Annotated in this window: 11 protein-coding genes and 1 other RNA gene; 9 read left to right on the top strand and 3 right to left on the bottom strand. The window is 41.5% G+C overall.

Annotated features, from left to right (window positions below; all coding sequences use genetic code 11):
• Positions 1-17: 17 nt before the first annotated feature.
• The 8 genes from BLR60_RS22045 (at position 18) to BLR60_RS22010 (ending at position 17,902) form a co-directional block, all read left to right on the top strand.
• The gene (locus BLR60_RS22045) at positions 18-1,778 is read left to right on the top strand and encodes a RagB/SusD family nutrient uptake outer membrane protein (RefSeq protein ID WP_090503884.1); all 1,761 of its coding nucleotides are present in this window, start codon (positions 18-20) and stop codon (positions 1,776-1,778) included.
• A gap of 28 nt (positions 1,779-1,806) precedes the next feature.
• Complete coding sequence (locus BLR60_RS22040; RefSeq protein ID WP_090503882.1) at positions 1,807-2,775, top strand: DUF5627 domain-containing protein; 969 nt, start codon at positions 1,807-1,809, stop codon at positions 2,773-2,775.
• Positions 2,776-2,787: 12 nt separating this feature from the next.
• Positions 2,788-4,470, top strand: coding sequence for an endo-1,4-beta-xylanase (locus BLR60_RS22035; protein WP_090503880.1), 1,683 nt, complete (start codon positions 2,788-2,790; stop codon positions 4,468-4,470).
• A gap of 591 nt (positions 4,471-5,061) precedes the next feature.
• Positions 5,062-6,615 (top strand): glycoside hydrolase family 43 protein, encoded by a 1,554-nt coding sequence (locus tag BLR60_RS22030; protein ID WP_090503878.1) that lies wholly within the window; start codon positions 5,062-5,064, stop codon positions 6,613-6,615.
• A gap of 134 nt (positions 6,616-6,749) precedes the next feature.
• On the top strand, positions 6,750-8,717 hold the full coding sequence (locus BLR60_RS22025) for a sialate O-acetylesterase (RefSeq protein ID WP_090503876.1): 1,968 nt from the start codon (positions 6,750-6,752) through the stop codon (positions 8,715-8,717).
• 945 nt (positions 8,718-9,662) lie between these two features.
• The gene (locus BLR60_RS22020) at positions 9,663-12,767 is read left to right on the top strand and encodes a SusC/RagA family TonB-linked outer membrane protein (protein WP_090503873.1); all 3,105 of its coding nucleotides are present in this window, start codon (positions 9,663-9,665) and stop codon (positions 12,765-12,767) included.
• A 12-nt stretch (positions 12,768-12,779) separates the two neighbouring features.
• Complete coding sequence (locus BLR60_RS22015) at positions 12,780-14,714, top strand: RagB/SusD family nutrient uptake outer membrane protein (protein ID WP_090503871.1); 1,935 nt, start codon at positions 12,780-12,782, stop codon at positions 14,712-14,714.
• A 275-nt stretch (positions 14,715-14,989) separates the two neighbouring features.
• On the top strand, positions 14,990-17,902 hold the full coding sequence (locus tag BLR60_RS22010) for a glycosyl hydrolase 115 family protein (RefSeq protein ID WP_090503868.1): 2,913 nt from the start codon (positions 14,990-14,992) through the stop codon (positions 17,900-17,902).
• Between the two features lie 561 nt (positions 17,903-18,463).
• Here BLR60_RS22010 and BLR60_RS22005 read toward each other — a convergent pair.
• From BLR60_RS22005 to BLR60_RS21995, 3 genes are all read right to left on the bottom strand, one after another.
• Positions 18,464-19,642, bottom strand: coding sequence for an alpha/beta hydrolase-fold protein (locus tag BLR60_RS22005; protein WP_208600698.1), 1,179 nt, complete (start codon positions 19,640-19,642; stop codon positions 18,464-18,466).
• A 62-nt stretch (positions 19,643-19,704) separates the two neighbouring features.
• Positions 19,705-20,823: an alpha/beta hydrolase-fold protein gene (locus BLR60_RS22000; RefSeq protein ID WP_244155723.1), complete on the bottom strand. Its 1,119-nt coding sequence runs from the start codon at positions 20,821-20,823 to the stop codon at positions 19,705-19,707.
• A gap of 261 nt (positions 20,824-21,084) precedes the next feature.
• Positions 21,085-21,675 (bottom strand): GIN domain-containing protein, encoded by a 591-nt coding sequence (locus tag BLR60_RS21995; protein ID WP_090503863.1) that lies wholly within the window; start codon positions 21,673-21,675, stop codon positions 21,085-21,087.
• A gap of 252 nt (positions 21,676-21,927) precedes the next feature.
• Here BLR60_RS21995 and ssrA point away from each other — a divergent pair.
• Positions 21,928-22,294: a transfer-messenger RNA gene (gene ssrA, locus BLR60_RS21990) on the top strand.
• Positions 22,295-22,333 lie beyond the last annotated feature (39 nt).

The raw sequence follows: 22,333 nt of genomic DNA, 5'->3' as shown, positions 1-22,333 counted from the left end.
CCTGATAACAAATAGATATGAAAAAATTACAACTTCTGATCGGTTTGGCAGTACTGCTTTTCTCTGTTGGCTGCAAGGATATGTTAAAACCTGAAATTGAGAATAATCTTGATCTGGAAAGTACCTACAACAACGCAACCTATGCACAGGGTTTATTGCTGAACGGTTATGCACGTATCCCCACCAATAGCTGGTCATTTAATGATGTGGCTACTGATGATGCCGTAAGCAATGACCGCAATAACGCTTACCTGAAAATTGCTACAGGCCAATGGACAGCGATAAATAACCCGCTTTCTCAATGGGTCAATTCGCGTGCTGCTATACAGTACCTCAACCTATTTTTCTCGGTAACAGATCAGGTGAAATGGGCCGTTGAGCCCAATATTAACCGCATGTTTAACGATCGTATGAAAGGAGAGGGCTATGCGCTTCGCGCCATGTTTAATTATTATCTGTTGCAGGCGCACGCTGGGAAGGGCAATAATGGGCAACTGCTAGGTATTCCTGTGGTATTGCAACCCGAAGGGCAGGATGCAGATTTCAATAAACCAAGAGCCACATTTGATGCGACTATGGAGCAGATTTATCGCGATCTGGATATGGCTGAGCAACTATTACCTGTTGATTTTGAGGATATTGCGAGTGATGCGCAGATCCCTGCTAAATATTCTGGCGTAGGAAAAGATAACTATAACCGTGTTTTTGGTTATTATTTCAGGGGACGTGTAACCGCTCGTATTGCAAAAGCTATCCGCGCGAAAGCTTCATTGCTGGCTGCAAGTCCTGCGTTTAACCCTTCAGCTGTTGCTAAATGGGAAAAAGCAGCAAATGATGCTGCAGCTGTAATCGACCTTCGTGGTGGATTGGTGAACCTGAATGCAAATGACATTAAATGGTACGATAAGGATGCTGGTATTGAAGGATTGGCATCGGGTGTAAACCCTTCCGAAATTTTATGGCGCAGCGATGTGGGCAATAGCAACGATTTAGAAAGAAATAACTTTCCACCAACACTTTTTGGTAGTGGTCGGGTCAATCCGACACAAAATCTGGTGAACGCATTCCCAATGGCCAATGGATATCCGATAGGGGAAGCGAATAGTGGCTTTTCTGCATCCAGCCCTTATGATAACCGTGATCCCAGGTTGAAGTTATACATCCTCGTGAATGGCGGTACTGCCGGAACAGCCGGGACCGCCATCAATACAACGTTGAACGGACCTACCAATGATGCGCTGAATAAAGTGGAGACTTCTACCCGTACCGGCTATTATATGCGTAAGTTGCTTAGGCAGGATGTGAACCTGAACCCTTCATCAACCACCAACCAGAAACATTATAACCCACGTATCAGGTATACCGAAATTTATCTTTCCTATGCTGAAGCCGCGAATGAAGCCTGGGGCCCTTTAAATGGGGGTACTCATGCCTATTCAGCTTATGATGTGATCAAAGCGATCCGCCGCAGAGCAGGTGTAGGTACCAATAATAACGATCCTTACCTGGAATCAATCAAATCAGATCAGGTAAAAATGAGAGAACTGATCCGGAACGAACGCCGCCTGGAACTATGTTTTGAAGGTTTTCGTTTCTGGGATTTGCGTAGATGGAATACCAGCCTGACCGAAGTGGCTCAAGGGGTAAGTATTAGCGGAACGACTTTTACGCCGATTAATGTAGAGAACCGGGTATATCAGCCTTATATGATTTATGGGCCAATACCTTATAGTGAAATTTTAAAGTACAATAATCTCATCCAGAACGCAGGCTGGTAATTCATAACCAGGATTAAAATTAAAGAAAATGAAAAAGAGAATCCAATTTTTGCTGGCAGTGGCCGTATTTTTAGGGGCATGCAAAAATCAGGAATGGGAATTTCCCGATTATGGAACCCAAACCGTTTATTTTGCATACCAAAGTCCTGTTCGTACCATTACCCTTGGTGAGGATTTATATGATACCTCACTGGACAACCTGCACCGTTGCGAAATCATGGCCACAACGGGTGGTGTATATGAAGTTAAAAATGATGTGAGTATTGGTGTGGCGGTAGATAATACCCTGGCCAGCAACCTTACTTTTGGCGGTGCAGAAAATGTGGTGGCCATGCCGGCAAACTACTATAGCCTTCAGGGTGGTTCTATTACGATACCAAAAGGTAAAATTACCGGAGGAGTCCAGGTACAGCTTACCGACGCTTTTTTTGCCGATCCGCTCGCGTTGAAAAATACATACGTCATTCCGCTCCGGATGACTTCAGTACAAAATGCTGATAAGGTACTGGAAGCCAAGAACTATACTTTGTATGCCATCAAATACATCAACCCATGGCACGGCTATTACCTGCGCCGCGGTAAAGATGTAATCAGTGGTAAAAACGGCAATACCAGTTTGAATAAAACTATTAGCCGGCACATGACCTTTGTTGAAAGTGATGAGGTTAATCAGGTGGTAACTACTTCCTTAAAATCCAATACATTTAATGCGGTATTTAAAGATAAAGACAACCGCAATATCACCTGCAAATTGCTGCTTACTTTCGATAATTCAGGCAACTGTACGGTGGCTGCTGCCGATAATACGTTTACAGCTAATGGAAATGGCAAATTTATCAAAAGGGGCGAAAAGAACAGCTGGGGAAATACGGACAGGGATGCACTTTACCTAAACTACAACATCGACCTCAGCGATATGTCTGTAGCCACTACCGATACGCTCGTAATGCGTAACCGTGGCGTAACGATGGAAACCTTTAATCCGGTTAAAAAATAAAATGCAATCAAGATGAAAAATATTTATAAAATTGCCTTAATTATCGGTCTTCCGGTTTTATCGGTATCCTGCAAAAAGCAGGAAGCACTTGATTTTTCTGTCGAAAAACCTGCATCAATAGCTGCACAGGAACAGATTGACGCTTACAAAGCCTTAAAATCTTACTTCAACTGGTCGGCCAATCCTGATTTTAAATTTGGAGTAGCCACCTCACTTACCGAATACAATAACAAAGGGGTATTATATCGCCTGGCGAACAACAATTTTAACCAGATTGTAATCGGTTATGAAATGAAACATGGCGCTATTGTGAAAGATGATGGCAGTATGGATTTTGATAATGTGAAGAAATTACTCGAAAATGCTAAAAGTTCAGGAATGGAAGTGTATGGACATACCCTTTGCTGGCATGCCAACCAAAATGCCAAATACCTGAACAGTTTAATCGCACCTACCATAATTAAAGGAACCAGCGGGCCTGCGCTTGAGGATAACCTGATAACCAACGGTGATTTTGAATCGGGAAATATTTCAGGTTGGTTTGGCTGGGGAAATAGTTCTGTTAGGGAGGTTTCGGCAAAGGGTGATGGATATGGTGGTACAGGTTATGCGCTTAATATGTCTAATCCTAAGGCAGTTAATTCCTGGGAAGCACAGACTGCGATGGATTTTACAACTCCATTTCAAAATGCTTCAAAATATAAACTCAGCTTTTATGTGAAGGGAAGTGTAGCTGGAACAGCTTCAGTAGCTGCACAAGAAACCAAAAGCTACGGAGCAGATGATTTTGGTTCTTTTGATGTTTCAACCGATTGGAAGTTGGTACAACTGGAAAAAACCATCACTGTTGGTGATAGAACACGTTTGGTTTTTAGCTTTGGAGCCTATGCCGGCAAAATTTCTATGGATAAAATCTCCATTAATAGGGTAAATCCAAATGGGGGCGATAAGATCATTGAAAAAACAGCCGATGAGAAAAAAACGATTTTAACCGCTGCCCTTGATAAGTGGATTGCCGGAATGCTTGCTGTTAGTAAAGCCAATGTAAAAGCATGGGATGTGGTTAATGAGCCAATGTCTGATTGGCCTGATCCATCACTGTTGAAGACAGGCGTAGGTAAAACGAATATAGCTGCTGACGAATTTTATTGGCAGGATTATTTGGGTAAAGATTATGCTGTAACTGCATTTAAGCTTGCACGCCAGTACGGTAACGCCACTGATATTCATTTTATAAACGATTATGGATTGGAAAGCAGTCTTGATAAATGCAGGGGCCTGATTGAGTATGTAAAATATATTGAAAGCAAAGGCGCCAAGGTAGATGGCATTGGTACGCAAATGCATATGGGTACAGAAACTGATAAAGGGAAAATAGTCGAAATGTTTAAATTGTTGGCTGCTACAGGTAAGGTGGTTAAGATATCTGAACTGGATCTTGGCGTTTCGAATAAAAAGATAGCTGTAGTAACCGAAGCAGAATACAAGGCACAGGCAGATATGTACAAATATGTGATTGATAAATATTTTGAGATTATACCACCTGCTCAACGTTATGGCATTACGATCTGGAGCCCTTTAGATAGCCCGGCCAGTTCATTTTGGAGACCTGATGAGCCAATTGGATTGTGGACAGGAGGTTTTGTGCGTAAACCTGCTTATGTAGGTGTTGCAGAAGCCCTTAAAGGCAAATAACCTTTTTTTGTATTGATAACTTTGTTTAAAAAGCATTAAAGATATAGCTCTCCCCGAAGAATCGTCATTCCCGACTTAATTGGGAATGACGATATCTTTTAAGATATATTAATGAGAAGAGAATAAAAGATATGGTTCTCTTAGAAGAACCGTCATTGCGAGAAGGCTTTTTCAGCCGACGAAGCAATCTTTTATAGCGAGAATCAATCCCGGCAGAGATTGGTTCGTCGTTCCTCCTCGCAATGACGATATTTCTTAAGCTTATCACAACGTGACAAACTTTAGCGAAGTTTATAACCTGAACTCGATAATTATTTATTAAAATACTGTCTTATAAACGACCTATCCCTGAACGATTCGCCATGCTGAACTTGTTTTACAAGTAGAAATAATATTTTCAATGGCCTTGCAGCTACTTCGTGGTCAGCATCTTTTTAGCAGGAAAGACCTGAAATAAATCCGATAGCTATCGGATCAGGGTGACGGTCGATTAATCAAAAAGATGGTATAAGCTCCTTAGAGGCAATATTAATAATCAAACTCAGGTTATATGATGATATCACTATTTTAGTAAATCAATTTACCCCAATTATGAAAAATCTAGTATTTTATCTGTGTGTAGTGCTTTTAAATGGATTGTTCCATTTTTCAGCCCATAGCCAGGCCACAAATCCCATCATCTTTGCTGATGTACCCGATCCATCGATCATTAGGGTAGGAAAAACCTATTATATGAGCAGTACAACCATGCACATGAGTCCAGGTCTTCCGATTATGAAGTCTACTGATTTAGTAAACTGGAAGATGGTAACTTATGTTTATGATACCCTTGCCAACACCGATCAGCTAAATTTAACTCATGGCAAAAATGATTATGGGAGAGGATCGTGGGCCAGTAGTTTACGCTATCATGAAGGCCGGTTTTATGTGAGTACTTTTTCTGGTACAACCAACAAAACATACATCTATTCTACTAAAGATATTGAAAAAGGCCCATGGAAAAGGTCTGCCTTTAGTCCTGCACTTCATGATCATTCCCTGTTTTTTGAAAAAGGCAGGGTATTTATGGTTTATGGCGCAGGTAAGATTATGCTTGCGGAGTTAAATACCGATTTATCTGGCATAAAAACTGGTTCAAGCCCTCAGGTATTGATCGAAAATGCCACGCAGGTGGCTGGCGATAACCCAGGTTTGCCTGCTGAAGGTTCTCAACTTTTCAAGGTAAAAGACAAATATTATCTGTTCAATATTACCTGGCCAAAAAACAGTATGCGTACCGTAATTATTCATAAAGCCGACAAACTAATGGGGCCCTACACGGGGAAAATCGGTCTTCAGGATAAAGGAGTAGCGCAGGGTGGATTGATCAGTACCCCTGAAGGTGAGTGGTTTTCATACCTCTTTCGCGATTACGGTGCAGTTGGCCGGATTCCTTATCTCGTTCCGGTTAAATGGGAGCAGGGCTGGCCGGTTCTGGGCGTAAATTCAAAAGTTCCGGATACACTTCAGCTGGCTAAAAATCAAAGCCTGATTCCTGGTATTGTAGATTCTGATAATTTCGATGGTGAAGGAGCGTGGAAAGGGCTCAAAAAAGTATGGCAATGGAACCATAATCCAGATGATGCCAACTGGTCGCTCACCAAAAGAAAAGGTTATCTAACCATCCAAACCTCCAGGATTGATAGCTCAGTGCTTTCGGCCAGAAATACCCTTACCCAAAGAACAGTTGGTCCGGCGAGTTCAGCTGAAACCAGCATCGATCTGAAAAATATGAAAATTGGGGATTGCACCGGCATGTTATTGCTTCAAAAAAAGTATGGATGGATTGGCGTTAAATCTTTAAAAGAAGGTTTATTTATCGTGGTGACTACAGTAAACGATAATCAGCCGATAGAAAGCATCAAAATTCCACTCAACCAGCAAAAAATTTATTTAAAGGTGAGTTGTGATTTTAAGGATCGTCATGACCTGGCTTCTTTCGCTTACAGCTTAGATGGTAAATCATGGAATACGGTTGGCGAAAAGCTAAAAATGGCTTACACCTTACCGCATTTTATGGGCTATCGGTTTGGTCTTTTCAACTATGCTACGGAACAAATTGGTGGGTACGCAGATTTTGATTATTTCCATATCAGGTTGGATTAAGCCAGGTTGTTTAAAAATATGATGAAGATTATTCCTGTTGAGCTAAGCAATTTTGAACATTAATGGCCGTATTATACTCAAATGGAAAAAAAAAGCTTAGATCGGTTAAATAGTTTTGGGAATTGATTAAGAATATGAAAATAAAATTGGTTTTTTGTGTGCTAACCTGGGTACTGCTTTTCAGTTTTTCGGTCTCTGCTAAAGTTACCCTGCCACAATTGGTATCCAGCCACATGGTGCTCCAGCGCGAAACTCCGTTAACGATTTGGGGCTGGGGAGCACCAAAAGAAAAAATAACCATCAGTTTTAACGGGAAAATCTATAAAGCTACCACCGATGATCAGGGATCATGGGCGGTGAAAATGGGCAAAATAAAAGCTGGTGGTCCTTTTAAAATGATTATTAAAGGTGAAAATACAGTTGTCGTGGATGATATCATGCTGGGAGATGTTTGGTTTTGTTCAGGGCAGTCTAATATGGCCTTACCGATGGAACGGTTAAAAGAAGCTTATCCACAGGTGATTGAAAAGGATCATTTTCCTTTAATCCGGAACTTTTTTGTTCCTACTAAAGCAAACTTATCAGGAGAAGCTGCAGATCTTCCTCCCGGAAAATGGGTTCCTGCCATTGGTGCAGATATATTAAGTTTTGGAGGTACCAGTTATTTCTTTGCAAAAACGCTCTTTCAAAAATATCATATTCCTATAGGTATCATCAATTCAAGCGTTGGGGGCACCCCGATTGAGGCCTGGATGAGCCGTGATGCATTCTTAACAAATCCGGAACAATTAAAAAAAATAAACAATTTTAGGGATTCGGTTTTTATGGCCAATTACCAGAGCAAGCTTAAAGAGAAGAACTTGGCCAGGCCGGCAACATCAGCTCCGATAGTTGACGAAGGACTTTCAGGTCCGGTAAAATGGATCGATCCAGGTTTTGATGCCAGCGGCTGGCGAAAATTTTGGATGCCTGGCTACTGGGCTGATCAGGGAATCCGGAATATTAACGGGATTTTTTATTTCAGAAAAGAACTGCAGATTCCCGCTGAAATGAGCGGACAGCAAGCTAAACTTTATATCGGACGCATTATTGATGCAGATTCGGTTTTCCTAAATGGTAAATTTATCGGCAATACGACCTATCAATATCCACCCCGCAGGTATGTTATTCCGGCCGGACTACTGAAAACAGGAAAAAATATTCTTATCGTTAAGGTCATCAGTAACAGTGGTAAAGGCGGCTTTGTACCCGATAAAAATTATTCCTTAATCACTTCCGATAAAAAAATAGACTTACGTGGAGAATGGAGTTTCGAAGTCGGTTATGCACAACCCAGGCAAAACCCAGGTTTTCGTGTCGACGCCGAGATGCCCTTGGTTGCACAGAATGAGCCAACCGGATTATTCAATACCATGGTTGCGCCGGCCATAAAATTTGCCATAAAAGGTTTTGTGTGGTACCAGGGCGAGTCGAATACCGGAGATCCGAAAGCATATGCGCAATTGTTGCCGGCACTGATAAAAGACTGGCGTAATAAATGGAAACAAGGAGATCTGCCTTTTATTTATGCGCAGTTGCCTAATTTTATGGAAGCCAACTATTTGCCGGAAGAGAGCAATTGGGCGCAGTTTAGGCAAAGCCAGCTGCAGGCACTTGCTGTACCCAATACCGGGATGGCTGTAGCCATTGATGCTGGCGAGTGGAATGATATCCATCCGCTGGATAAAAAAGATGTGGGTGAACGTTTGGCACTATGGGCCGAACATTTAGCTTACCATGATCAGCAGATTGCCTATTCAGGACCTATTTACAAATCAAATCAATTAAATGGATCTGAATTGGCCATAAATTTTGACCACAGTTCATCTGGGTTAATGATAAAAGGAGCTGACAAACTGAGCGGTTTCGCCCTTGCGGGTGAGGATAAGGTGTTCTATTGGGCCGAAGCCAGGGTCGTAGGAGATCAAGTTTTGCTTTCTAGCCCTATGGTGGTAAAGCCGGTCTTTGTCCGTTATGCATGGGCTGATAATCCGGATCGGGCTAACTTATACAACAAAGCAGGATTACCGGCTTCTCCTTTTGAAGCGGAAGTGAATAAATAGCATATGTATAACTGAAAATTTCTGCCGGGAAAGATAGCAAAGATTAGCTTTAGTTGTGGAAATTCTTTTGTTTCTGGTCGTAGCGTGGCTATGAACTTTAAGAATTAGCCTATTTAAATTTTTATTAGAAATATGCATAGCATCTTGCTGTCTTACTTCGAAACAATTTATTTTATAAATTAATGTGAATGATTAATGGCACCAGGTTGCTAAAGAATCTCTCATAGAAAAACGTCATTTCGACCGCAGTGCCTGCCCGTGCAGGCGGGGAGAAATCTTTTAAATCTGATTTTAATAGTTTAGTACAAAGATCTCTCCACTTCGCGTGGCTTCGGTCGGGATGACGACCATTATATAGGTCTGTGTGATTGTAGAATAAATTTGATGATTATAGTATAATACGGTTATTTAGTTAGCTGGTTTTTTAAAATAAAAACAAAAATTCAACCGATTGCATAAAGCAGATTTTTTGCGTTTTCTGTTAAATTTATACCTTTTTCGTAATCATTTTTATGCATATTAGGTATGAAGATTATAGTCTAAATTAGCTTTTAAAAGTAAATATAAAAGGTATGTTTTTTGGTTAAAAATTGCTTTATTTTGTGTCTGAGGCTGTTTTTAACTCTGCTTTTTTATTCTTAATAATACGTATTTTTATTCTGACAGCAAAATTTTGTCTGATAAATAACTTCTTTTGCAGTTCCATTTTTATGCTCCTCATTTAATCATAGCCCATTTTCGATTTGAACATTTATTCTATTAATATGTACAATTAAATCATAAGCAGATGAGCAATCCAAATATCTTTATCGCAGAATAAATCTGAATTGAACCAGCAAGATATTGCTCATTAATTTTCGGTGTGTGATGTAATCATGTACATGCTGATTTTCCAAATCACAGCTGGTCTTTTCTTTATTCTTTAACCATTATAAACCATTAATTATGAGAAGTGAAATTTTACAATTTTCTGTAACGTCGCGCTGGAAATTTTTCAGGTATCTCCCCAAGGTGATGTTATTGGCAACACTAATATTTTCAGCTTTTATCGCGCAGGCACAAACTGTGGTAAAAGGGAAGATTGTTGATGAAAAAGGTAATGCAATGCCAGGTGTGGGTGTCCTTTTAAAAGGAACTAACACCAGTACCTCATCGCAGGATAACGGAAGTTTTTCCATTACCACCACTGGTGCAAACCCCGTTTTAATATTCTCTTTCGTAGGTTATACCAATAAAGAGGTTCCGGTGAAAGGTCAGGGCACTATAAATGTAACCCTTCAGCCAAGCGCAGCAGAGCTGGGCCAGGTGGTTGTGGTGGGTTATGGCACTCAACGCAAAGAGGCTGTTACAGGTTCTGTAGCCTCAATTGGCGGAGAAAAAATCCGTGAAGTGCCGGCACCAAATATCGCTCAGGCTATTCAGGGACGTTTAGCAGGTGTTAATATTTCCCAAACCTCAACCAAACCAGGTGCAACCATGCAAATCCTCATTCGCGGTCAACGTTCACTTTCGGCAAGTAATGAGCCGCTTGTGGTATTGGATGGGATTCCATTTCCTGGCTCAATCGGCGATATTAATCCTAACGATATTAAAAGTATCGATATCTTAAAAGATGCATCTGCTACGGCTATCTATGGTTCAAGAGGTGCCAATGGGGTAATCTTATTAACCACCAACAGAGGACAGATTGGTGCACCAGCAAAAATTTCTTACAATACCTACACAGGTTTGCAAACCTTATTTGCAAAATATCCGATGATGAACGGACCTGAATTTATTGCATTAAGGAAAGCCGCAGGGTTATTTACAACCCTTGGTGTAGATGAATCCAATGATGTAAATACAGATTGGCAGGATCTGTTTTATAATAAAAGTGCTATTGTAACCAGTCATGATTTGGGTGTAACCGGTGGTTCTGCAACCAGCAACTATAGCTTTGGTGGCGGGTATTATAAAAACCAGAGTTTAATACCTACGCAGCAATACACCAGATATTCAATGAAAGCATCGCTTGATCAGCAAATCGGTAAGCTTTTCCGTGTTGGATTTACCACCAACAATAATTACAATATCAGTGAGGGCAACCAGGTTGGTATTTATGGCAATTTGAGTAACACTCCTATTTCGAATCCTTATAATGCAGATGGTAGTTTAAAACGCACCGTAAGGATGCCACAAGATGAAGCCTTTGTTTATACCAATGGCATTGTAAAGGATTTGCATGATAAGTGGTTGAATGAGACCCGTGGCTTTGCTACCTATAATTCATTATATGGTGAGGTTAAAATCCCCTGGGTTGAAGGATTGAAATACCGCGCCAACCTGGGATTAGATTTTATCCAGAGCAACAATGGCAACTTCACTGGTGTTGGGGTAGGTAATACTACAGCCACTACACCTTCTACTGCAGGCGTAAGTAACTCGCAAACCTACCACTGGACATTGGAGAATTTATTGACCTACGACCGCAGTTTTGGAAAGCATACTTTCAATGCGGTTGCTTTATATTCTGCTGAACAAAATAAATTCAATTCTTCTTCCATGACCGCCAGGGATATCCCTTCTGAAGCTTTCCAGTTTTATAATCTTGGGCAGGCAAACGGCGAGATCACCATTGGTAGCGGTACCCCTCAAAATCCACTCTATACCCTTACCGGGTTGGTTTCTTACATGGGAAGGATTATGTACTCGTATGATAATAAGTACTTATTAAGTGCTACCCTTCGGTCTGATGCCTCATCGCGTTTGGCGCCAGGACACAAGTGGCATACCTATCCTGCAGTTTCTGTGGGATGGAACATGATGAATGAATCTTTTATGAAAGACATTACCGTAATTGATAAATTAAAAATACGTGTTGGTTACGGACAAACTTCCAACCAGGCTGTTGCTCCATATCAAACACTTGGGCTGTTGAATACCCGCCCCTATAATTTCGGCGATAATACTTATGCAACCGGATATTATGTATCTCAGCTTCCAAGTCCGGGTTTAGGTTGGGAATATTCTGAAACATGGAACTATGGTTTGGATTTTTCAATTTTGAAAAACCGCATTTCCGGTACTTTTGAATACTATGACACCAAAACCAAAGACATCCTGCTTAGCGTGGCCTTACCGTCAACTGCGGGTGTAGGTAGCTATACGGCTAATATTGGCCAAACACAGAATAAAGGCTGGGAGTTGAGTCTAAATGGGGTAATCCTTGAAAATCAGGGTGGATGGACCTGGGATGTAGGTTTCAACATTACGGCAAACAGAAACAAATTGACTGCCCTGGCATCCGGACAAACCCGCGATGAAGGAAATGCATGGTTTGTTGGTCATAATATCAATGCCATTTATGACTATGAAAAAATCGGATTATGGCAGGCAGGAGATCCTTACTTAAATGTGCTTGAACCAGGTGGTAATGTCGGTATGATCAAAGTTAAATATACCGGAGACTACGATGCAAACGGTGCTCCGACAAGGGCTATCGGTGCGGCCGACAGACAAATTATCGATATTGATCCAAAATTTACCGGCGGTTTTAATACAAGGGTTGCCTACAAGGGATTTGACCTGAATGTTGTGGGGCTTTTTAAAAGTGGCGGAACATTGGTAAGTACGCTTTATGGCTCAGCAGGCTATCTGAATTTATTAACAGGTCGTAGAAATAATGTTAAGGTAGATTATTGGACACCTGACAATACAGATGCCAAGTATCCTAAACCAGGTGGTATTGCCAGTGGCGATAACCCTAAATACGGAAGTACGCTAGGTTATTTCGATGCTTCATTCCTGAAAATCAGAACCATCTCTCTTGGTTATGATTTTAACAGGGATCTGATTAAAAATTCGAATGTAAAGCTACGCATGTATTTAACGGTGCAAAATCCATTTGTAATGTTCTCTCCTTACCACAGGGAGTCTGGTATGGATCCGGAAACGAATTCGTATGGCGATGAAAACCAGGCTGTTAATTCTTATCAGCGAAGAATTTTAACTATTGGTACCAATACACCTTCAACCCGCAATTATGTTGCAGGTCTTAATTTAACATTTTAGTATAAATAGGATATGAAAAATATACAATTAAAAGCCGTCGCAGCCATTTGGTTACTGATGGTCATCATTTCAGGTTGTTCTAAAATTTTGGAAGAAGAACCACGCAGCACCTTTACGCCTGATTATTTTAAAACGGTAACAGGTGTAAACGGTGGATTAACTTCTATGTATGCCCATTTGAGGAACATCTATGGTCAGGCTTATTTTTACAATTCTTTAATCACCGGGACCGATGAGGCCACCTGGGGCAAAGATGCTGACGGAAACTTTAAAGATATGGACTGCTCTGGAGTGGGTTCTATCTTATCAACAAGTTTTCCGAGCAGTATATTGTGGAGTGAAGCATTTCCGAACATTAACAATGCCAGTGGCATCATCGAAAATGCCAGTGCAGCAGGTATATCAAATGCTTTGGTAGCCGAAGCCAGGTTTTTCCGTGCTTTTGATTATTTTCTTTTGGTACAAACTTTTGGTGGTGTTCCACTTGATTTAGGTGCAGGAGAATTAAAATTTAATACCAATCCGTCAAGAACTTCTGTAAGAAATACTGTACCTGCAGTCTACACCAAAGCTGTATTTCCCGATCTGATAAAAGCTGTTGCTGACCTACCCATAACAGGAAGGGTTACCGGTGGTGTAACCAAGGTTGCTGCACAGCTATTTTTATCAAAAGCTTATTTAACTTATGCCTGGTGGTTACAAAATCCAAATAATATTCCAACCTATCCCGCATCTGCAAGAACTGACCCTGACGGACATGATGCCAACTACTATTTTCAGCAAGCTTATGATATTGCTACTGCTGCAATTGAGAACCCAAGTACATTTGGGCTGATGGATACCTATTATGATGTAAACTGGGCTGTGAATGACCGCAATAAAGAAACATTATTATATGCCGATCATACGCAAACCAGTGAGAAATTTAATGGTGGTAGCTTAACCTTTGGAAGCGGCGGCGCGCCTGATAATTTTTCGGGCTGGATGATGACCTGGAATTATACCAATATCCGTAGTGGAGGCATTAGTTCTGTTCAACGTGAGGCCGAGCAGCATTTAGGCCGCCCATGGAACCGTATGGCACCAACAATTGAAGTATTGAAAAATACCTTTGCCGATAAAACACTCGATTCGAGATATGATGGTACTTTCACCACGGTTTACAGAGGTAACTGGCCTAAAGGTTACAATCCACCTTCGAGTGCGCCGACATCATTAGTTAACGCAAACGGATTATCAATAGTACCAGGAGATGCAGTATTGAGCTTTCTAAACGCAGATGATGCTACAATTGCTTACCCAACAGGTGCTGGAGTAAGTGGTGTTGGTGCTGGTGTTCTGCCTGGAAGAGCTGATTATGTGATTGCTCCTGGTGGAATCAGCAGAATCGTTTATCCGGGCCTTTGGAAATTAGGTCCTTACCGTACCGATAACGGTACCGGTTTAGGACAACCAAATGCAGGTAGTACACGTCCTTATCCCGTAGCTAAGTTCTCTGAGCTTTATTTTATTGCAGCAGAAGCAGCGGTGAAAGGAGCAACAACTAAAGCTGGCAAAAGTGCCCGCGAACTCATCAATGTAATTCGTGCAAGAGCCGGTAAATGGCGTTTTGATAACAATGGGAATGTGGCTAAAGTTGCAGATAACAGTGCGGCGATGGTTGCGGCTACACCGGCTACAATAGATATTAATTATATTTTGGCCGAACGCTCAAGAGAGTATTATGCTGAAGGTTACCGCAGGTACGATCTGATCCGTACGCAGAAATGGGGCGAGCTTGCGGCTACGTTTACCATAGCAGGAACTGCCTACGGCGATCACACGCCACAAACCGTAACCCGTACCATTACGCCTAACTTATATTTACGCCCTATTCCTCAGGCGCAAATAGATGGAATGCAGATGAGTGCAGATGAAAAAAAGGCTTACCAGAACCCTGGTTATTAAAATTACTTTTGGTTTAGTTAGTTGGGCGGCATCAATTGATGTCGCTCATTCGTTTTTTAAAAATGCATACCCTTTTTGTTCAGAAGATTTTTGGTAAATGAACTCTTAAAATTTAATTCCATACTTACTTATTCTTTCTTTTTAAGCTCTTGAATAATTTTCAGGCCCTATTCGGAGATAAAAATCCCACTGCTAATAGCTTGCTTCCATCGCTAAAATATCGCGCTCTAGCCTAAAAAAATAACGATTAATCCCGAACCTAATTTCTTTCCCTAATGACAGTAAATTCTTTTAAAAAAAGCCAGACTTTCTTTACGTTTTTTATCCTTTTAACTATTTGGGTTAATTACACGAAAGCACAGACAAGTTTGGGTTTGGAGAAGCAATTTATTCAAGAAACAAGAAGGAATGAAGATGATTTTGCATTGATTGAAGAAGGGAAAGCAGCAAATGTTTTTTATGATGAGAATGATTATAAAGGCGTGATCAGGGCAATTGGCGATTTAAGTCAGGATTTTTTTAGCGTATCGGGCCTAAAGCCAGCATTAAAAAACATTAACCCCTCAGAGAAAGCTGTTATTATCATCGGAACCCTTGGTAAAAGTAAACTCATTGATCAGTTGGTTTCAGCAGGCAAGCTTAGCAGTGCTACCATTTCTGGTAAATGGGAGAGTTTCATCATATCAACTATTAAAAATCCATTTCCTGGCGTCGATCAGGCATTGGTTATTGCCGGAAGTGACAAAAGGGGAACCATATACGGCATATACGAAGTATCAGAACAGTTAGGCGTATCGCCATGGTATTGGTGGGCTGATGTTCCACCTAAAACCCGTAAAAGTGCTTATGCGCTTTCCGGCAGTTACAGTTCAGGAGAACCTGCAGTAAAATACCGCGGAATATTTATTAATGATGAAGCTCCTGCAATGACCGGATGGGCCAAGGAAAAGTTTGGTGGGATGAACAGTAAGATGTACACCCATATGTTTGAGTTGCTGCTCCGCCTGAGGGCCAATTACCTATGGCCAGCCATGTGGGGTAATGCATTTAATGAAGATGATCCCGAAAATCCACGTCTCGCCGATGAATATGGCATTGTAATGGGCACTTCCCATCATGAACCGATGATCCGCGCGCAACAGGAATGGAAAAAACATGGGGTTGGCGCCTGGAACTATGCTACAAACCCAAAGGGCTTGAATGCTTTCTGGCAAGAGGGGATTAAAAGAAACAAAAACTACGAAAGCCTGGTAACCATGGGTATGCGTGGAGACGGCGACGAACCGATGGTTGAAGGTGGTGATATGGCATCTAATGTAAAGCTGCTGGAAAATATCATAACCGACCAGCGCAAAATCCTTGCTGAAAATATGGAAAAGCCAGTAGAAAAAATTCCACAGCTTTGGGCCTTATATAAAGAGGTTAAAGATTATTATGATTTCGGAATGAAAGTTCCTGATGATATTACCCTGTTGTGGGCTGATGATAACTGGGGCAACCTGCGGCATTTACCAACTGCGCAGGAGCGCAAACGGAGCGGTGGATCAGGAATATATTATCACTTCGATTATGTTGGCGCACCCAGAAATTATAAATGGCTAAATACCACCTCGCTACCTAAAGTTTGGGAGCAGATGAATCTAGCCTATAATTATGGCGCCGACCGTATTTGGGTAGTCAATGTGGGTGATCTGAAACCAATGGAGATTCCCATAGAATTTTTTTTACGGATGGCCTGGAACCCTAAAGCGATGAACCGGGAAAAGCTGGCAGGTTTTCTTCAGCAGTGGGCAGTACGCGAATTTGGAAAGGGCCAGGCAAAAGAAATTGCAGATTTGGTGCGCTTATACTCCAAATATACCACCAGGCGCAAACCTGAACTATTGAGTCCCGAAACTTTTAGCCTGATCAATTTCAATGAAGCGAAGCGGGTAACTATGGAATGGAGCGCATTAAACAACAGGGCAGCACAGGTGAATAAGCAGTTGCCTCAGCAATATAAAGATGCATTTTATCAATTGGTCTATTATCCCATCCAGGCGATGAAAACGGTTACTGATTTATACATTGCGGTTGGTAAAAACCGGCTGTATTTTAAACAGGGAAGGGCAGCTACTAATCTTCAGCGAAACGTTGCACTTGATCTTTTTAAACGGGATCAACAACTTAGCGATGAATATAACCATCAGCTTGCTAGCGGTAAATGGAACCATATGATGGATCAGGTGAGGATTGGGTATACGAGCTGGAATGATCCAAAGAAAAACATCATGCCGAAAGCAGAAGAAATCCAGCTTTCTTCAAAAGCAGGCTTCGGAGTAGCAGTTGATGGTTCAACTGATAGCTGGCCATCAGATGTTTCCGCGCCTATGCTTCCGCAGTTCGAATCTTTAAATAAATCGCAGTCTTACTTTGAAGTTTTTGCAAAAGGGACAGCGCCCACCAATTTCCAGCTAAAAGCCGATTCCTGGATCAGTTTGAAAAAAGAAAGTGTTCCCGGTACAAATGATTACCGAGTATCAGTTGATATTGACTGGGCCAAACTCAGTAGTGGGAAACACGAAGGTAAAATTCTGATATCTGGTGACACGACCACGGTGGCGGTTAATGTGAAAGCCAATAAGGCAATACCGAAACAATTGGCAGAAGCTAAAGGAACCTTTGCCAGTTTAGGTGCGCCTATTGCATTCGAGGCTTTTCAGGCAAGCAAAAAAGTATCCAGAAATGGGGTAAGCTGGGAGGCTATCCCCGGTTACGGAAGAGGAACATCAGGCATGTCGGTGTTTCCGGTGACAACCGCTTCGCTTAATCAGCCTGGTACACCTACCTTGGAATACCCTGTTTTCTTTGCTGAAAGCGGTGAGGTTAAAATTGATTTGGTGGTAGGGCCAACGGTAAATTTCTCGACCGAAGGTTTAAGCGTTGGCATTTCTATAGATGGCGCAGCACCTCAAATCCTGACGATTATCGCCAAGCCCAGTGCCTCAGGATCTGATGCCAGTTGGGCAAACGCAGTGAAAGATAATGCCAGAACGCTTACTTCTTCACATTCTCTTAAAAGTCCTGGTAGGCACACCGTAAAAATATGGATGGTTGATCCGGCAGTGGTTCTGGAAAAAATAATCATCTATAAAGATAAATTACCGCTCAGTTACCTCGGGCCAATAGAAAATGAGATGATAAGGTAGAACCTGTTTAAATTAAATAAAATTACTTCGTGTGTCAGTCTGAGAGCGTAGTCGAGACCATTTCAATACATTAATAAAAGCACTTATTTCCCTACCATTGATGGACTCCAATAGAATGGTCGTCATCTCGACTGTAGTGCAGCGAAATGGAGAGATCTTTGCGACGAGTTATTGAAATCAAATTTAAAAGATTTTGCTTCGCAGAGCCTCGGGTTCTGCATTGCGGTCGAAATGATACTTCAAGACCATCCCAGTAGTCAGTCCAAAATAAGATCAGGCTGTATCAAAAGTAAAACCTAGCATTTTAAGGTCAGAATTTTATTTCGTTTCACGTCATTCTCGCGCAGGCGGGAACCACGGAGTGTTAAGCGAAGCTAATCTTAAAGCGCTCTGCAATAGCATTAGGATTCCCAATTAAATTGGGGATGACGACGTATCGAATATAATTTGCTTAGTGAGTCAGCGTAAATCTTTTTGATACGTTCTCATGACACGACGCCTAGCCTGAAGCAATAAAAAACAGATAATTGTGCAAATATTGATCAAATTCGGGTCAATAACCTATCTAAACAACAAAGACGCAAAATTTTGCAGGCTGCGTCTCCAGGTAAGCCATTCATGCGCTGTTTTCGGCGATTCGTAATAAGTATAACTGATTCCCTGCTGATCTAACATCGCTTTGAATGCGCCAACAGATTTAGGAAAAGGAGCCGGTTCTTTGGTTCCCAACCCTAGCCAAAATAGCTTAAGTTTGTTGTTCACTTCATTTCCATTTTTAAACTTTCCATCCATAAATACATTCGGATCAATTACATCTGTGTTGGGATAATTTGAGGTACCACTAAAGCCGCCATAGTAAGCGAACTTATCCAGATTTCTCATCACGATGCGCATGGTCTGATTTGCACCCATCGAAAGCCCGGCAATAGCCCGGTGTTCACGGTCTGCCAGGGTACGGAAGCGTTTATCGATCATGGGGATAACTTCTTTAATCAGTACATCTTCAAAAATTGAAACGCCCTGTCCCTTTTGAGTTGCTTCTTTATCGCCTGGCTTAAACGCATAACCATTATCCGTAACGATGATCATCGGTTTTGCCTTGTTTTGTGCAATTAAATTATCCAGGATTAAATTTGCTTTCCCTTGATTAACCCAGCCCGTTTCATCCTCAAAGCTCCCATGTTGAAGGTAAAGCACAGGGAAACGCGATTTGTTGTTTTCGTAATAACTTGCCGGGGTATAGATGAAACACCTTCTCCAGCTTTTAGTTAAATCAGAATAATAAATATTTTCACTCACCATACCATGAGGCACCTTTTGCAAGGCATAAAATGCTTCATCATCAGCCGGAACTTCGATACCGCTGCCCAGCCTCCCTGCGCCGTAGAAATAACGACTGTTAGGATCCGGAATTGAAGCTCCATCCACATTAAGTTGATAATAATGAAAACCTTCGTCCTGTGGGTCAGATTCACCCGTCCAAAGGCCTGCCTCATTTTTTGTCATCTCATATTTTTTTCCGCCCAGATCCAACTGGACTTTAGATGCATTCGGCGCATATAGACTTGCCCGTACTTTGCCTTCATTGTTTACCTGGGGAAATAATTTGCCGGGCTGATTGCTCTCAGCCGATCTGAATGTTTTTAAATCAGATGTCTGGTCTGTCTGGGCTAAACAGATTTGGCTGAATAAACAGCCCACAAAAACAATAATATTTTTAGATAGCATGCGCGTAATCATCAAATTGAAATAAAGCTGATAGCTTTTATAACCATTAACCTGGTTGCTGGGATATTAATGTTTTATTTAAACAATAGCGGAGCAAGCTCACGCAGGCTGCGGCGCCAGGTCTGAAATTCGTGACCGGTATTGTCCGAAACATAAGAAACTGCATTATAGCCTGCCTCTTTTAATGCTGCCACAGCATTTTTTACACCTTCAGGACGTTCTTTGCTTCCACAGCTAATAAAAATCAATCGGGGTTTTGGTTTATCTTTCAGCTCAGCCGGGTTGAATGTTCCGCCACTCAATAGCGCATAAGCGCCAAAAAGTTCGGGTTTGTTAAGCGTAATGGTATGCGTCTCCATGCCGCCCATCGATAGTCCTGCCATCGCACGGCCATTTGAGGTTTTAATTGTCGAAAAGTTATTATCTACATATGGGACCAGCTCTTCAGTTAATAACGTTTGAAAACCATCGATCTTAAAATCTTTCATATGTCCCCATTTGGTTTCATTGGTCATTCCGTAGGTCATTACAATGATAAATGGCTTAATTTTTCCTTCTGCAATCAGGTTATCCATAATGTGGTTCGCCCGCCCCTGATTAGTCCAGGCGGTTTCATCTTCGCCCCATCCATGTTGTAGATAAAGCACCGGAAAACGTTGTTTATCTTTGCCATAACCCGGTGGAGTATAAACGTACGCCCTGCGTGATGAACTGGTGCTCTTTGATGGAAAAAGGATTTGCTGCACATTCCCGTGAGCTACATTTTTATTGGCATAAAAATCTTCATCCTTAGCAGGAATTTCGATTCCACTTTCCCAGCGTGAAGAGCCAAAATAGTTCATTGCACCGGGGTCATTAAATACGCCACCGTCAATGGTCAGGTGGTAATAGTGAAAACCTTCGTCCATTGCACCGGCAGTGGTACCTGTAAAAAATCCGTCAGCCGTTTTGTTGAGCCTCGTGCCGCCCTGGCCACCAAGACCAAGGCTCACCCTGATACTGTCTGCCTTTGGCGCTTTGATGCGGAATCTGGCGTAGCCTTGCGAATTAACCTGCGGAAACTCCTGGCCTGGTTGATTTGTTACGGATGGTTTAAAGTCTTCTTTAATTGTCTCCGGGTTGTTTTGAGCCTGGCATATGCCAAAGCTAAGGCTTGCTCCCAAAGCAATTATCATAAATTTGAATTTCATCATATTTGGTTGATTAAGTTGTTTAATGCGCCTTATTCTCTATATTGAGCGTTAAGCAGATTGCTTAAAGATAACTGATGCATCCATTTAGGGTTGCGCAGATTGTTCCGTTTTATAGCAGAAATGTTTAATGGGCTGCGGATGACTATTTAGAAAACTTCGCAAAGACAAACATGCGTTAATTGTGCGAACCGTCCGAATTCTCGACCAGCAAAAAAGGCGGCCCGTAAATAGACCGCCTGAATCAAAATATAAACTTTTTTTTTATTTGCTAAGTGAGGCTAGTGCATTCTCCGTGTTTAAACTGGTTTTGGTATTAGCGGCAACAAATTTGTCCATAGTCAGCTTTTGTTCTTTGCCCATTACCAGCATATGGTCGCGAGTTGAGCCGCTTAAAGTTAAATCAGCGTGATCTTCAATCACGGTATACAATCCTTCGGTTTGTGAATTTAAGTCTAACGATGCATTTCCACTTAAAAAAACCTGCAGGTATTGCGTATTGATTTTACCTTGTGTTTTTACTTTAGCATTATCCATGGCTTGGATACGGTAAATATCGTTTACATAAATGGTCAGTTTCGCGGTGCTGTTATCCAGAGCGGTAATCTCTAAACCATCTCCACTTTGCATAACCTTAACTTCCCCGGTGTTTTCATCTGCATAACTAATGCCCGTACGTTTTCCCTGTACAATGGTGAGCTCTACATTTCCTTTTACTTTAATGCGTTTGAAACTCAATGCTTTTGAAGCATGAACAGGTTTAATGGTTTCAGTTGCATGAGCTGATAATGTTGCAGAAGCAGATAATACTAATGCTAAAGATGATGCGAATAATGTTTTAAGTAAAGTTTTCATATGCTTTGAGTTTTAATTTTTTATAATGTTTTATTGATTGTTCTGATATTAAGACGTGCAGACACCGTAAACGTTTCAGCACAAATCGTTGCATTATACCAGCCTGGGAAGCTAATCGACCAACGCCCAAAATTTAAAGACAAAAAGAGGGTGGTCGCTGTGAATTTTCAGAGGTTTGATGATAGTAATTGTGATTTAACACAGTTTTTCGTATATTTGTGGTCTGGTATTTGTACCAGAAAAACTTTCTCTGGGGCCGTTCTTGGATTTGACGGGGTGGCGAAAGTTATGTTAGCATGCAGTGCGTTGTTCGGAGAGCACTTAAAGTGAACGATCAAATTTTAGTTGGCGAAAATACTTACGCCTTAGCTGCCTAGTTTAGAACTAGCTTAGCTTTTGTCCCTCTAACTGCTGCATTGTTGGGTTAGAATCTGGGGCATCGAAACAACAAAGCTGGCTTTAAGGAGATACGACTTAAAGTGAGATAAAGTATCTAAGGATTTAAACAAGGTCGGTTTTCAGCCCGTTTACTTCCCGAAAATCAACTGAAAAATAAGCATGTAGAAGGTATAATTTATCTCACAACTGGACAAGGGTTCGACTCCCTTCGGCTCCACAAATTTTTATTAAAAGCTGCGAAATTTCCACGATTTTCCGC

Source organism: Pedobacter terrae (assembly GCF_900100705.1).
GTDB lineage: Bacteria > Bacteroidota > Bacteroidia > Sphingobacteriales > Sphingobacteriaceae > Pedobacter > Pedobacter terrae.
This window is presented reverse-complemented; position numbering and strand designations above follow the sequence as displayed.

Coding starts and splice junctions, on each gene's coding strand:
- BLR60_RS22010 (WP_090503868.1), top strand. CDS start 14,990: ATGACAGTAAATTCTTTTAAAAAAAGCCAGACTTTCTTTACGTTTTTT.
- BLR60_RS22030 (WP_090503878.1), top strand. CDS start 5,062: ATGAAAAATCTAGTATTTTATCTGTGTGTAGTGCTTTTAAATGGATTG.
- BLR60_RS22040 (WP_090503882.1), top strand. CDS start 1,807: ATGAAAAAGAGAATCCAATTTTTGCTGGCAGTGGCCGTATTTTTAGGG.
- BLR60_RS21995 (WP_090503863.1), bottom strand. CDS start 21,675: ATGAAAACTTTACTTAAAACATTATTCGCATCATCTTTAGCATTAGTA.
- BLR60_RS22025 (WP_090503876.1), top strand. CDS start 6,750: ATGAAAATAAAATTGGTTTTTTGTGTGCTAACCTGGGTACTGCTTTTC.
- BLR60_RS22005 (WP_208600698.1), bottom strand. CDS start 19,642: ATGATTACGCGCATGCTATCTAAAAATATTATTGTTTTTGTGGGCTGT.
- BLR60_RS22035 (WP_090503880.1), top strand. CDS start 2,788: ATGAAAAATATTTATAAAATTGCCTTAATTATCGGTCTTCCGGTTTTA.
- BLR60_RS22000 (WP_244155723.1), bottom strand. CDS start 20,823: ATGATGAAATTCAAATTTATGATAATTGCTTTGGGAGCAAGCCTTAGC.
- BLR60_RS22045 (WP_090503884.1), top strand. CDS start 18: ATGAAAAAATTACAACTTCTGATCGGTTTGGCAGTACTGCTTTTCTCT.
- BLR60_RS22015 (WP_090503871.1), top strand. CDS start 12,780: ATGAAAAATATACAATTAAAAGCCGTCGCAGCCATTTGGTTACTGATG.
- BLR60_RS22020 (WP_090503873.1), top strand. CDS start 9,663: ATGAGAAGTGAAATTTTACAATTTTCTGTAACGTCGCGCTGGAAATTT.